Origin of the sequence: Vibrio orientalis CIP 102891 = ATCC 33934 (assembly GCF_000176235.1) — a bacterium.
GTDB classification, from domain to species: Bacteria; Pseudomonadota; Gammaproteobacteria; order Enterobacterales; family Vibrionaceae; genus Vibrio; species Vibrio orientalis.
In genome coordinates this window covers 764,525-778,499 of record NZ_ACZV01000004.1, presented here as the reverse complement: position 1 = coordinate 778,499, position 13,975 = coordinate 764,525, and the positions used below count along the sequence as shown (strand labels likewise).

General features: G+C 43.9%; 8 protein-coding genes. 3 read left to right on the top strand and 5 right to left on the bottom strand.

What is annotated here, in order from left to right; all coding sequences use genetic code 11:
* Positions 1 to 194 precede the first annotated feature (194 nt).
* Together VIA_RS06950 and VIA_RS06945 are read left to right on the top strand one after the other, a co-directional pair.
* The gene (locus VIA_RS06950) at positions 195 to 2,507 is read left to right on the top strand and encodes a methyl-accepting chemotaxis protein (protein WP_004418719.1); all 2,313 of its coding nucleotides are present in this window, start codon (positions 195 to 197) and stop codon (positions 2,505 to 2,507) included.
* Between the two features lie 113 nt (positions 2,508 to 2,620).
* Positions 2,621 to 2,968, top strand: a complete 348-nt coding sequence (locus VIA_RS06945) for a HopJ type III effector protein (protein ID WP_004412018.1) — start codon at positions 2,621 to 2,623, stop codon at positions 2,966 to 2,968.
* Positions 2,969 to 3,042: 74 nt separating this feature from the next.
* Here the strand turns inward: VIA_RS06945 and VIA_RS06940 are convergent, their stop codons facing one another.
* The 5 genes from VIA_RS06940 to VIA_RS06920 all read right to left on the bottom strand — a co-directional run bounded on the left by VIA_RS06940 (position 3,043) and on the right by VIA_RS06920 (position 13,101).
* Positions 3,043 to 6,144, bottom strand: a complete 3,102-nt coding sequence (locus VIA_RS06940) for an efflux RND transporter permease subunit (protein ID WP_004412016.1) — start codon at positions 6,142 to 6,144, stop codon at positions 3,043 to 3,045.
* Positions 6,141 to 7,451, bottom strand: coding sequence for an efflux RND transporter periplasmic adaptor subunit (locus VIA_RS06935; RefSeq protein WP_004412015.1), 1,311 nt, complete (start codon positions 7,449 to 7,451; stop codon positions 6,141 to 6,143). The genes VIA_RS06940 and VIA_RS06935 overlap by 4 nt, the downstream gene beginning before the upstream one ends.
* Positions 7,452 to 7,456: 5 nt before the next feature.
* Positions 7,457 to 8,104, bottom strand: a complete 648-nt coding sequence (locus VIA_RS06930) for a TetR/AcrR family transcriptional regulator (RefSeq protein WP_004418720.1) — start codon at positions 8,102 to 8,104, stop codon at positions 7,457 to 7,459.
* Positions 8,105 to 8,542: 438 nt separating this feature from the next.
* Positions 8,543 to 11,038: a bifunctional diguanylate cyclase/phosphodiesterase gene (locus tag VIA_RS06925; protein WP_004412013.1), complete on the bottom strand. Its 2,496-nt coding sequence runs from the start codon at positions 11,036 to 11,038 to the stop codon at positions 8,543 to 8,545.
* A gap of 143 nt (positions 11,039 to 11,181) precedes the next feature.
* A complete protein-coding gene (locus VIA_RS06920; RefSeq protein WP_004412011.1) occupies positions 11,182 to 13,101 on the bottom strand; it encodes an ATP-binding protein in 1,920 nt (639 codons plus the stop codon).
* 121 nt (positions 13,102 to 13,222) lie between these two features.
* On the opposite strand from VIA_RS06920, the gene VIA_RS06915 reads away from it, so the two are divergent.
* On the top strand, positions 13,223 to 13,963 hold the full coding sequence (locus VIA_RS06915; RefSeq protein WP_004412009.1) for a substrate-binding periplasmic protein: 741 nt from the start codon (positions 13,223 to 13,225) through the stop codon (positions 13,961 to 13,963).
* Positions 13,964 to 13,975 lie beyond the last annotated feature (12 nt).

Sequence of the window (13,975 nt, the reverse complement as noted above, 5' to 3'; positions counted from 1 at the left end):
AAACTTAGAATAAAAAAGTTTGATTCTCGTCGAAAAGTTTAGATTTTGTGCTTACACTTATATCACTAAATGCATATTCGTAGGTTAAAGCCAGAATCTACGGGTAGACGTATAAAAGAAATATTTGTCGCGTTGGTTGGCGATTTTCCTCAATTAATCATGACGGAATAGGATTTCCGTCTGAGGTTATCGTTATGAAAATTGCAACAAAGATTGTTCTCGCTTCGACGTTATTGTGTACCTTAGCGGTCATAGCAACCGGGACAATTGTCGGCTGGCGTTCTTCGGATTTGTCAGAGCAGGCATTATATCAACGCGCAAATAGTCAACTGATCTCAATTAGAGAAATCAAAAAAAGTGAAATCGAAAGCTACTTCAAACAGATTAGTGGTCAAGTCGTTACGACCGCGAACTCTGTGGGAGTACAAGGAGCGATCACGGCATTTAGCGAAGGATTTAAAAACTACCCCGTGGAAAGCGTGACGGATAGCGATGTGTCCATGCTACGTAGCTATTATCAATCAAGCTTTGGTGCGACGTACCGGGATTCTAATGGTGGGGTTTCTGCTGGTGAAATGCAAAAGCTAGACAGTTTGTCAAATCAGGCCTTAGCGTTACAAGCGCGCTATATTGGTACTAATCCCAATCCTCTGGGCGAAAAACACCAATTGATGAGTGACTCTCTCAATACCGATTACGATAAAGCTCATGCGATGTATCACCCTAGTGTCAAAGGGTTTCTAGAAGAGTTTGGCTATTACGATATCTTCTTAGTCGATATGCAAGGTAATGTTGTGTATTCGGTATTCAAAGAGCTCGACTACGCGACAAACTTAAACACTGGACCTTACGCGAATAGCGGTCTTGCTAAGGCGTACAAAAATGCGCTCTCGTTGTCTCATAACCAATATCATTTAGAGGATTTTGCGCCGTATTTCCCATCTTATGAAGCGGCGGCCTCGTTCATTGCTACGCCAATTGTGCAAAATGGTAAAACATTGGGCGCTTTGATCTTCCAGATGCCTGTTGATGAAATCAATCTAATCATGACGTTTCACAAAGACTGGGAAAATGAAGGGTTGGGTTTGAGCGGCGAAGCTTATCTAGTGGGGCAAGATGGCCTATTACGTAGTGAGTCGCGCTTTTTGATTGAAGATCCTGACACCTATTTCACAGCCTTACAGGCTGGAGGAGTGAGCTCAAATATCGTGAATCAAATTAGAGATAAGTCTTCCGCGATTGGTCGACAACCCGTCAATACTCCCACCTCAAAAGCGTCATTAAAAGGTCAACGAGGCTCTGATGTGATCAGTGACTATCGGGGCATAGATGTACTATCCGCTTATTCTCCGGTTAACGCCGCGGGACTCTCTTGGGGGATTATCGTTGAGATTGATAAGAGCGAAGCGCTTGCTGATCTAAGTTCATTAATCAGTTCACTAGCGATTACCGTGATCACTAGCATTGCGGTGGTGGTAGTGGCTGCGGTTCTTCTTTCTTACTTCTTAGGTAACAGTATTGCTCGCCCTATCAAAGTTGCCAGTGATAAGGTACAAATGATCAGCAAAAACAATGACCTTACCCAACGCCTTGAAGTGACAGGGAAAGATGAAATGACGGATCTTGCGGTCTCTTTGAATGGATTATTTACCCATTTACAAGACATTATCGGTAAGTTTGCTCAAGCAACCAATAACCTAAACAGTAATACTCAAAGTATGGCCGGGAACATGAATAGTACTCGTGACGCCGTGACCGATCAGAATAATCGAACAGAATCAGTAGCGACAGCTGTAAATGAGATGAGCGCATCGATTTCTGAGGTAGCACAGTTTGCTATTCGAGCCGCCGAGTTTGTTAAAAACGCCAATGATACGGGTAGTGCTGGTGTTAAAGTGGGTCAAAATCTGGGTAACGAAATATCGAGACTCGATTCGGAAATGCAGACAGCGGTTTCAGCGATTGAACGATTGAATACGGAGACGAACTCAATTGCTGAAGTTCTTGATGTGATTCAAGGTATCGCAGAGCAGACCAACCTATTAGCACTTAACGCTGCGATTGAGGCGGCAAGGGCAGGCGAGCAGGGGCGTGGTTTTGCGGTCGTTGCCGATGAAGTTCGCTCACTCGCTGGTCGTACTCAAGCATCGACGGAAGAGATTCGCGGTAAAATTGAATCACTTCAACGTGAAACGCAAAGTGTCTCGCAAAGTATCCAGAGCGCCAATACCACGGTTTCTCAAGGGGTGGTCACTTGTGATGAAAACACTCAAATGCTAGAGCAAATCGTTTCGATGCTCGATCAACTCAATGAGATGAACGTACAAATTGCCGCTGCCACAGAAGAGCAGAAAGCGGTAACGGATGATATAAGCGGTAGTATTACCTCTATTGCCGATGCCTCTTCCGCGGTCTCGGTACAAATACAAGATGCAGACGATGTATTACAAGGTCTGTCTAGCGAAGCGGAAAATCTAAACGGAGAAGTGACACAGTTTAAGTATTGAGTAAAAGGGCTTTAAACGAAGATAACGGGTAATTGTGGGAAAATCTGACAAGGCGCTTTTTTCCGTTGGCCAGTATCATAGACTCGACAAAGATTTATCGGAGTATATGAAAAATGGAATTAAACAACTTCTTAGCAACTTTGTCAGAAACACCGACTGAGATTCAGTTTGAAGATACGATGGCTGTAATTGAAGCGAACTATGAGTTTGTACCGACAGCTTTCGTCAATGGTGATACCAGCAACGAGGCGAATCAGAATAATGGTTCGTGTAAAATCTTCGCCTTTGCTCGGCTAAAAGAGCTAGAGCAAGCATCCACTCTAGCGTGCTTTGGCCGCTTCTATCGTGAAGATGTACTCGGTAACCCAGACGGTGATGATCACGCGAATATTCGCAACTTCATCAAGTATGGCTGGCAGGGCATTAAGTTTGAAGGTGATGCGTTAGTCGCGAAAGCATAGAACAGCGCTAGAAACTCTAAGAAAAAGCCAGACATTGTGTCTGGCTTTTTTATGTCGAACGGATACTTAGCTGACTAGATTTCTTCGTGTTTGTGGACCAATCCGAAATCAGCCAGTACTGCGTAGGCGGCAGGGATCATAAACAACACCAATAGTGTTGAGGCGAAAATACCAAACACAATTGAGATGACTAGTGGTTGAATAACCTGCGCCTGTAAGCTGGTTTCTGTCAGTAACGGCAATAGGCCAGCCGCAGTGGTCATCGAGGTTAGAAATACCGCTCTGAAACGTTCTCGACTCGCTTTGACTACTGAGTCATGCACGCTGTCACCATCATCGACATGGTGCCGGATGTATTGCACCAATAAGATTGAGTCATTGACCACGATACCTGCTAGCGATACAAAGCCCATCATACTCGGCATACTTAATGAGTGACCAAGTAAGATATGTCCCCAAACGACACCAATAAAGGCGAGGGGAATCGCTAGCATGACCACAAAAGGTTCTAGGTAACTACGGAACTGGTAACTGAGTATGGCAAATACGCCAAATAGTCCAAGCAAAAAGCCTTTACCCATTGAAGCTCCAGTTTCCGCAGCGTCTTTCGCTTCACCTTCAAAGTCGAATCTTAGCCCCGGATATTTGGCTATTAGCTTAGGCGCCTCGTCTTTTTGGAATTGGGTGATTACCGCGGTCGAGTTGACCTTGGTATTATCGGTATCACCAAATACGCTGATGGTGCGTAAACCGTCGATACGTTGAATACGAACATAGTTACGTTGGAAATCGAGCGTTGCTATCGTTGCTAACGGAATTTGGCTACCGTCAGGCATGATAATTGGGAAGTTGGCAAGTTGCTGCAAATCACCTGCTTCCACTTTGTTCAAACGAACCTCAATCGAGATATTCTCGACACCAATCTGAATCTCATCCGCAGTTTGACCGAAGAACGCGGCGCGAAGTTGATTGGCAATAAGCTGACCATTGATACCGTAAACTTCTGCTCCCGGACGCAACTTAACGAGCACTTCTTCTTTACCCATTCGCATGTCATCCAACACGCCGTGGATACCATCGAACTCATTCAAGTACTGCTGAATATCAATCGAGGCCGCTTTTAGCGCGTCTAAATCATCATGCTTAGCGCGAATTTCAATCGCACGTCCACCAGGTCCCATGGTTGGCTGCTTAAATACCAATGAAATTGGGTCAGCAAGTTCACCAATATCACTCCGCCATGCCGAAATGAAGTCATCAATTACCGTGTTTCTACTTTCAGCGCCCAGTAGATCAAGTCTAACAGTAGCAATGTGCGGCCCAGATTCATTGGCATCGGCATTCGCATTGAACTGACTGGTAATATGCTGAACAAGTTGAGTGCCATTTTCGAATTCTTGACTCCATTGCGCGTCAAGCTTTTGGGCTGATGCAACAATTCTATCCACGGCGGCTTCTGTTTGCGCCAAAGAAGAGCCCGGGGGAAGTATGATTCGCGCCTCAGCAATATCTCCGTCGAGTTCGGGAAAAGGTTGGAACTTAAGTAGACCGCCTGCAATGGTAGCTACAGAGATTAAAAGTAGCGCGACAACGCCACCTAAAAATGCATAGCGATACTCGACCACTTTCTCTACGGCGTTAACCAGTGTGGTATTACGGAAGTTTTCAAAGCTATCGAGAAGTTTCTGTTTAAATTTAGCGGGTGGCTTTTCGCGTTTCTCCTTGTGTAAAGAGTGAGATAAGTGATTAGGCAATATCAAAAACGCCTCTACCAAGCTCAGTGTTAGTACAAGGATCAATACTTGGGGGACCGCTTTTAGCACCGCTCCCATTTCACCTTCAAGGAATAGCAAGCTGCCAAATATACACACTGTAGTTAGGAAAGAGGAAATGACGCCGGGCAAAACCTTTTTCACGCCTTTAATGACTGCGTTATCGACGTCTTCTCCCCGATCAAGGTGGGCGGCGATGGATTCAGCAATCACGATCGCATCATCCATCATAATACCAATCGCCATCAGCAGCCCAACCAGCGACATAATGTTGATTGAAAGCCCAAGTTGAGCCATTAAGAATAGCCCGCCGAGGAAGGCAACGGGTAGACCTGCTGCGACCCAAAATGAGTAACGCAAGCTAAAGAACAGCCACATGGTCGCAAAGACTAAAACAATACCTTGCCAACCATTGCGAACCATCATGGTTAAACGATCCCATAACACCGAGGAAAGGTCGTTGGTGAGCTCAAGCTTGACACCTGTAGGCGCTATTGCTTGCTGATCTTCGACGAATTGCGACACGCGATCTTTAATACGTAGTGCATCATCTTCTTTATTTTTACTCACTTTGAGTAACGCTGAAGGGTGACCATCGAAAAGAACTTTCTGTTCGTCCAGTTCAAAACGGTCGGTAATTGTCGCGATATCGCGTAGGCGGATAATCGAGCCATTAGGCCCTGAGCCGACGACGATGCTTTCCAGTTCTTGAGGCGTGGTGCGGCGCTCATCAAAACGGATCAGGAAGTTTTTGTCAGGTGTCTCTACATTACCGCTCGGCAGTTTGATGTTTTGGCGACCAATTTGGTCAGCAATATCACCCACGCTTAGCCCAAGTTGACGCATGGCTTGAGTATCAAGTTCGACGCGAAACTGATGGTCAGAGAAGCCAGCAACATCAACCAGAGAAACATCATAATCAAGTTTTAACGTTCTCTTAAGCTGTTCTGCGTAGGCTTTTAGTTCAGGCCATGTCGTATCAGCCGTGATGGCAACGTCGACAACAGGCTCGTTCCAATCTAACTCTTGGACGATTGGAGATTCAATCTCTTGAGGAAAATCGTTGATTGAATTGATCTGAGTCTGAACATCAATCAGCATGCGGCCGATATCCGCCCGTTCATTAAGTTTTAAGATTAAACGTGCGGAACCTTCAATCGCCTCACATTGAGTTTCTTCAATATTGGCAAGGCCATCGACGGCATCTTCCATGCGAACACAGATACTTTCCTCTACTTCTTGTGGAGAAGCGCCAGGGTAGACGACACCAGCCATAATGTAAGGAGGATCGAATTCAGGAAACGTCTCACGCTTAATATTTGTCAGTGAGGTTAAGCCCAATACCAACAAACCAAGCATCAATAGGTTGGCAGCGGTGGGGTGCTTAGCAAAGAATCGAATCATTGCGCGGACTCCTCTGTGCTAGCCTCTTTGAGTAACATGCCGTCAATCGCAGGCAGTAAGTCGTTTAAGATCAGCTTGTCGCCTTGATTAAGTTCTCCGTCAATCACGACTTGGTTGTCCCTACGATATTCGACATCAACAGTCTTGATAGCGAGTGTGTTATCGGACGCCATTAGATAAATCTTATTGCCGTGAAGAGCGCGCTCAGGAACCACCCAACTTGGATTGGCTTGGCCTTCTATTGATGCGCGGACGAACATACCATTGACCAATGGGGGAACAGAGGTCGGATTTAAACTGCGATAATCTTGCTCAATTTCTAAGATCACCCCAGCGGTGGCTTGATTAGGGTCGACAGTTTCACTAATGCGGCTTACTTTGGCGGGCCAGCTTGCTTTCAAGTTACCACTGCTTAGTTCGATACTCGCCTGGATTGATGATTTATTCGGTTGAGGAATCCCAGTTTCGTCACGGGCGAATTCACCCAAGCTCGATGCGAGAGTTTGCATGTCATGAATTGATAGTTGTGCTTCCACTTCCATTACATCCATACCGTGGCCTGTTACCATGGTTTGTTGCAAATTCACGACTTGGTTTTGTTCGATTTGAACGTCTGCGATACGTAAGTCGTATGGCAGAGTAATGATGGTTTTTTCCAGTGAGCGCTGAGCTTCATCAACCTTGGAAGTGTTCACTTTAACCAGAGCTTCTGCGACGCGTTTTTCATCTGGCATGAGGCCAATTTGATTTTCGATATCTAGAACCACTTTACGTTGCGAAAGCGCACTTTGTGTTTGCTGATCAACATCGGATTGGGACGTTAGCCCTTTCTTACGCAGGTTTTGTTTTCTTTCCAGCTCTTTATTAGCGATAACGAGACGGTTTTTCTCGATTTTTAATGTTTCTTTAAGGTTTGATTCTTCTTGGGTAAGCTTAGCCAAAGAGGTTTGCGCAGACTTTAGATCGGCTTGAGCTTGCACCAGCTTGAGTTCGTAATCGAGAGGGTCAATCCGCAAAATCTCGGTTCCGGCTTTTAGTATTTGACCTTTCTCAAGCAATGGATGGCGATAAACGATCTTACCGGTGACTTCCGATATAGCGCTCCATTCGACCTTTGGCGTGACCTTACCAAAGCCAATTGCAAGGGGGGCCATGGCCTTGAGTTCGAGCGGTATGGTGTCGACGAGTCTCGCGCGATCACCAGCAGGTTTAACAGGAAGATCGGGTTTTAGCTTAACGGCGATAATTAGTGTCACGATTCCTACAGCAAGCGCTGGAAAAAACAGTAGTTTCTTATTTATTTTCATTATCGTTAATCCTGCGATTCAGTCGGTTGTAAAAAACCGTGGGTCATAAGTTTGATGTTGTGTTCGAATAACTGGTTTAGGAACTCTTCGTTGAGTTCAATGCCATGGATGGCAAGCATTGCTGGTGGAGCGATGAATGGGAAGACCATCAGGCTAATGTAGGACACTTTACACAGCCGAGGATCTACATCAGGACGAACAATTTCGCTCTCCACCAGTCTCTCGAACATAATAGACTGCATTGGCTGGCTGACGTCCATAAACACTTTTTCAAGTAGCTTTCGCTGAGTTTCGGAGCTGTCCATATTCATGACTTGGGCAATCAGTCGAGGGAAGAGTGGAATTTTGATCATTTCGCGATAGTAGGTGCGCATAATGTCGAGGAAGTTTTTCTGCGAGCTGTCTTTGACTAGGCGTTGCATTTGAATCTTCATCGGTTCGATGGTTTCTCGCAGCATGGTCTCAAACAGGCCTTCTTTATTGCCAAAGTAGTAACGAATCATCGCGACATTGACACCAGCGTTGCTTGCCACTAACCGGGTAGAGACTTTGTTGTAGGGCATAACCGTAAATAGATCGCGTGACGCATCGATAAGCGCTCGTCGCGCGTCGATGTCATCACTGGGACGTCCGGCTTTCCTCGCCATATTCATACCGTAGTTACTCTCGTTTATTAAACGTATGATTAATTATAGAGTGATGAAAATATCTTCGATATAACAATTATTAATCACTATTTAATCAAGTGATTAATTAAACGCGATTAAAGGTAAGAAATGTGATTTGTGACGTCAACAGAACTGATAAAGAAAAGCCCGCGTAGTAGCTAATTACGCGGGCGAAAAGAGACAACAATTATTGTCGCTATTTGGAGATTGTTGGTCCAGCGTCCTTATCCAGACTGTTACAAGCTATTGTACTTTATTACTAGCTCTTTATAGCCGTGTAACCAATGAACAACAAAATAACATTTTTATGAATAACGCATAAACAACGAAAAACGGAAAGATAAGTTGCATTTATGAAATGAATGAGTCATGACGAGTTGAATCGTTTACGCTATGCCAGAGCAAGAGCGATTCAACAATGGTCTAAATGTCGTAATCGGAGTCGATTTTAGCGTACTTACGAGCTAACTGGTCGATAGGAATAGGGCGTTCGATCAAATAGCCTTGGAGAAGGTCACAGCCATACTCAATCAACACTGCTCTCTGTGCTTCAGTTTCAACACCTTCAGCCACAACACGCATATTTGCTGATCGTGCGATTGCAAGAATCGCTTTAACAAGAGAATCACTTTGCTCTGAGCTCAGCATTTTATCGACAAATACACGGTCAATCTTAAGTTCATCTAGTGGCAAGTTGCTAAGGTAGCTGAGTGAGGAATAACCCGTACCAAAATCATCAAGTGAGACGGTGAATCCAAGTTCTTTGACTTGATTAATGACAGGAGCAACTTTAGGTAAATCATTGATCAGAACGTTTTCAGTGATTTCTAATGTGATACGACGACTGGGCAATTGATGCTTATCGGTAATGCTTTGAAGTTGCTGGATAAAGCCGCTGTACATCAATTGCATTGGTGAAATATTGATGGAAAGGATCAGCTCTGAATCTGGTGACGGAAAGACTTGCACAAATTCTTCACAAGCTTTGTTGATAACAAACTCGCCGATTCTCCCAATTAGGCCGATTTCTTCCGCCAATGAAATAAACTCAAGTGGTGATACTTGGCCCAGTTGAGGGTTGTACCAACGCAGCAAGCTCTCTACGCCGTACAATTCCCCAGTCTTAGCATTGACCTGTGGTTGGTAGCTAACAGTCAATTCTCCACGATCAATTGCTTCTCTGAGTTCTCGTTCAAGCAAGAAGTCGTACTGAACTTGCTGATTAATCGAACTATCAAAGAAAAGTACATCACCTTTTTGACGCGCTTTGGATTTGTATAGCACGATATCGGCTTTTGAAATCAGCTCTTCTGGATCATCACCGTCAGACGGGTACATAGAGACGCCAATTGAGCAACTGGCGAAGATCACCTTGCCGTCGATGACAAATTGTTGTCTGAATACATTTTTTATCTGCTCGACTTTAGATTCTGTTTCACTGAGATTCTTAAGGTTAGAAAAGCAGAAGATGAATTCATCTCCACCAAAACGGGCTACATAGTCATTTGGACCTAAGAAAGCATCAAATTTCTTACCGATTTCACTGAGTAACCGGTCCCCTGCGCTGTGACCATAGAGGTCATTAACCTTTTTGAAATCATCGAGATCGACAAACATCACTGCAAGTTGGCAGCACTGCGCGGCGGACATTTCAATACCGTTAGCGATATGTTGATGGAGTAGCGAGCGGTTAGGTAAGCCAGTCAACTCATCGTGGTTGGCAAGATATTCCAATTGATCTTTGGTGCTTTGAAGATTTTCAAAGTCGTAATTGATGCGTTTTTCAAACTTCTTAAAGCGATTGGCTATTACGCGACTTAAGGAATAAGAGAAAAGGGCGACAATCACTGTTGTTATAATGCCGATGAGCACCAACTGTTGCAGTGTCTTTTGCTGTTCTTCTTCTGAGGCTGCTTCACGTTCATTAAAATAATGCTCGCTAAGCGCGTCATACACACCGGCCCCAATTGTCCAGCCCCAGTTGGGTTCTTTAACGACATAACTTGTTTTTGAAAGACTTGATATATCGTCAGGGCCCGAGTTGGCGATATAATTTACGAATTGTTTATCCGCTTCCATGATACGTTGCGACGCTTGCTGGTATTGTTCATCACCAACAGCAAAGGTATTTTGTCCAATTAACGATTCATTAATGTGAGAAAGAATGGTGCCATCGCTTGCGAGAACGAATACATAGCCGTAGTCACCAAATCTAAGGTTTCTAAGCCACTTTAAGGACGTCTGTTTAATGTCATTTTCAACATCGACAACGTAATCGCCCGTACCTATAAACCAATCGTATGGCGCGAAGTACTTACCAAAACCGACTTTTTCAAACTCTTTATTACGGTTCTCTGGTTTTACAAACCACCAGCGATAAAAGGCTTCATCATGCTTTTTAACTTGTTCACCCATCTCGCGGACAATATAGCTACCACGGACATCCTTAAAATCCCAAAGTGAAGTGCCTTCGACGCGCGGAAGCAGAGGGTGCATAACATTGAGTCCATCTGTTTTGTAGATGAAAAAATAGCCACGCCCTTGATTAAAACGGATATCTCTCAAAGCGTCAGTAATTAACTTGGTGACTTGCTGTTCCGGAAGATGTTTGTTGCTTTCGTAGAGGCGTGTTGCGATTGCATGCGCCTCATAAATATGTTCTTGGATCGTGTCTTCCAATTTGTCTTCTACTTGAGTCCGAGCGAATTGGATCTGCTCTAAGACATATTCGACACGATTGGTTAGCGTTTCGAGCCGACGCTGTTCATAGTCCTGTTTTAGCGAATTAAGTTCTTCGCGTGAGGTAAGAATGGTATCTCTAACGGTTAGGACAACCCATAGCAATGTAAATACGGCGACTATGGTGGCAGGAGCATAAGTAATGAGGTTAAGCAGTTTTTTGTCTGTTAGCTTAGTCATGCCGCTCCTTGAGGGACCTTAGAAAGAACAATAATTATAGCGGCCATAACTTTAGAACATTGAACTATTAACGGGATTTTATAAAGTTCCGTCAAAATATGAGAACCCAACATGTGCAATTGGTTGCTTCTTAAGGGGTTTATCTAACTTGAATGCCTCTCTGTTATGTTAAGACCATCAAGCATGTCCTGCAGACGAGGGATGTGTTTAATCAATGCGGAGCGTATTTTCTTCGGTTCGACTGGCTTGGTTAGGAAATCGTTCATTCCGGATTCATAACACAGTAATTTGTGTTCTTTCATGACATTAGCTGTGACTGCGATGATTGGAACTTGGCAACGCCAATCATCATAACTGCGTAGCATTCGTGTCGCTTCGTAACCATCCATAATTGGCATATGACAGTCCATCAAAATTGCGTCAAATTGGTATGTTTGACAAATGTCTATGGCTTCTTGACCATTATTGACGATGGTTGTATTTACGTTTAGTAGATTGAGCATTACGCTAATGATCTGCTGATTCACTCTAGTGTCTTCGACGACTAGAACGCAAATGTCGCTATCGACTTGTTCATTAATCAGTTTAATTTCATCCTGAGAATACTTTTCAGTGAAGCTAATTAAATTCCGTTTAACCGGAGGCGTATTTTTCGCGTCGATGTTGGTGATGTGCATCGGAATAGTGAAGTAGAAACTACTACCAAGCCCGACTTCACTAGTTACTTTCAGTTCACCCCCCATCATCTCGACTATTTTTTTGCTGATAGCTAACCCAAGACCCGTTCCTCCATACTTTCTTGTTGTGCTGCCATCCGCTTGCTGGAATTTCTCGAAGATCGATGAAAGATTGTCTTTGTCGATGCCTATTCCCGTGTCTTTTATCTCAATGTATAAGTGAGGGTGTTGTTCAATGTGTAATGAGTTTACTTTTAGTTCGATATGACCTTGTTGGGTAAACTTAAGTGCATTACCGATTAAGTTATTCAACACTTGCTTAAGCCGCACCTGATCGCCTTCAATTTCGTTGGGTAAATTCGGCTCGATATTACATTGGAACATGAGCTGTTTCTGTGCGGCCCTGACGCTATATTCGTTTGATTGTTGGTGGAGCAACTGGCAGATATCAAACGGTTCGTTGCTTAAGGAGAAGTGTCCCGCTTCTATCTTAGAGAAATCGAGAATGTCATTAATGATATCAAGCAAGGTACTTGAAGAGCTTGTGAGTATATCGAGGTAGTTTTTCTGAATATCACTCGGACTTGTTTCTTCTAAAAGGGTGGCAATTCCAACAATACCATTCATTGGCGTACGAATTTCGTGGCTCATATTCGCGAGAAACTCGCTTTTTTTGATATTGGCGACTTCAGCTTTTTCTTTGGCTGAGTTGAGTTGTTGATAATTGATTTCCAATTGTGCAATACAGGCGTTGTATTTTTTTATTAGCTGAGTGATTTCATCGTTGAACTTGCGGGAGCGTCCTGTGATTTTATTGGGAGTAAAGCCTCCTTCAAAGTCTGACATGGCCCGGGAGACGTTTTGGATTGGCCGAACAATCATGGTTAACACGATATAAAGCAAACCAGCGACGATGAGACCGGTTTGAAGCAAAGTGATGGAAAGTAGCCATAAAAAGTCACGCCACAATTGACTGTGTAGAGGTGCAATGTCGGTCTCTATGGTAAGTGTGCCGATCGTAAACGTTTTATCACCAAGTGAATGGCTTATTGGCCATTCATGTATGATGATATGGTCACTATCGACACTTCCTGCTGAGGCGATAACCTTGGTACCGTCTTCAAGTTTGACGGAGTCTACGTAAGGAAGTTGATAGATACCTTTGATTTGAGTATTCAGTTGCGCAGTGTCGACAACCCATAGACTAGCACTGACGCTAGCGAGAAAGCTCTCTTCCAATTGATGTAGTTTTTGATCAATGGAATCTAATTCTGAGCGATAGCCGTGATAAAAATTTATTCCGGCAATGATTAGCGCTAATACTACACTTACCGTCACGGTAGCGATGACAAGTTGTTTGGCGATACCCCAGTTAAATTGTTTCATCACTTAACAATCCATATCAAATGTGCCTTGTTGCTTATAAATAGCCTAGTATTAATATCGAAAGAGTGGGAAGAAAAAATACAAGGAGTTCGTAGTGAAACGAGTTAGGTTAGTCAGTTCAATGATTGCGATGCTATTTAGCATTAGCTCCTACCAATCAATCGCCAATGATGTTGTTAACTATTATGTGATTGCGGGACAAGCGCAACCTTTCCAAATTGAGGAGCAGGGGAAGAATCACACAGGCATTGTCTCTGACATCATTGCTGAAATATTTACTGGAAGTGGTTATCAACTTAACTACCACACCTACCCATTTAATCGAATGATTTCGACACTGGAGTCTGGCGGTGAACAAAACTGGATCACGTATGGAAGTCCAAACTGGGGAAGAGTACAGTCAGAACATCTGTCGGATTTACCCATCTATAACGTGAAGCATGCCTTGGTGACTAGTACCAAAGCGCCTTTTCATTACAACGATTTTGGCTCAATTAAAGGTAAAGGCCTAGTACTACTGTTAGGCTTCGATTACGCAGAATTGACGCCGCATATCGAGCAAGGTGACGTTAGCGAAATTCGGGTCAAAAACTATGAGGCGGCATTTAGTATTATAGAGAGGCTGCCGAGTGATACCGCATTTGTTGAAATGGAATCACGCGTGAAATACCACTTAAATCGACTAGGGTTAACGGAACAGAACTTTCGTGTTGAGGCGTTTAGTGATGTGATTGCGGAATACCCGATTCATTTAGCATTTTCTGGTGAAATGAAGCCTGAGATTCGGTTGTTTATCAATCAGCGTTTAGCTGAAATGAAAGCCAATGGCTCGTTGGAAGAGATAATTAATCGGTACATCTGATCAACCTGAGCC